At 63.0% G+C, this 622-nt stretch carries 2 protein-coding genes; both read left to right on the top strand.

The window, feature by feature from the left end; translation table 11 throughout:
- A partial coding sequence (locus BN1133_RS12080; protein ID WP_050666780.1) for a chromosome partition protein MukE occupies window positions 1-499 on the top strand: 499 nt, incomplete at its 5' end.
- Between the two features lie 3 nt (window positions 500-502).
- On the top strand, window positions 503-622 hold a 120-nt coding region (locus tag BN1133_RS20580), incomplete at its 3' end, for an ATP-binding protein (protein ID WP_197273673.1).

Below are 622 nucleotides of genomic sequence, written 5' to 3'. Positions count from 1 at the left end.
CCTGCGCCCGCGCCCGAGCGCCGACATCGGCACCACGGTTCTCTCCGAGCTCGACATGCTGGTGGGCAAGGTGCTCTGTTACCTCTACTTGAGTCCCGAGCGGCTCGCCTCCGAGGGGGTCTTTGCCATGGCCGAGCTGCAGGAGGAGATCCTGACCCTCAGTGACGAGAAGCAGCTGCTGCGCATGGTGAGCAGCCGCACCGGCGGCACCGATCTCGACAAGAAGAAGCTACTCGAGAAGATCCGCACCTCCCTGCGTCGTCTGCGTCGTCTGGGCATGGTCACCGCCCTTGGCAACGGCGACAAGTTCAAGGTTAACGAGTCGGTGTTCCGCTTCGCCGCCGATGTGCGCAGCGACGAGGATCCGCGCGCCGTGCAACTGCGCATGATCCAGGAGGGGGAGGCCATCTTCCACGACGACGAGCTGCCCAGCAGCGAGAGTCTGTTTGAGGATGTCGAGGCGGATCTCGACGAAGAGCAACTGGATCTGGAGGTATAAGTCGTGCGCGGTAAGTTCAAATCCCTGACCATGGTCAACTGGAACGGCTTCTTCGCCCGAACCTTCGATCTCGACCAGCTGGTCACCACCCTCTCCGGCGGTAACGGGGCGGGCAAGTCCACC

This window comes from Aeromonas schubertii (assembly GCF_000820105.1).
GTDB lineage: Bacteria > Pseudomonadota > Gammaproteobacteria > Enterobacterales > Aeromonadaceae > Aeromonas > Aeromonas schubertii.
The sequence above is the reverse complement of the archived record's forward strand: the minus strand, read 5'-3'. Positions and strand labels throughout refer to the sequence as shown.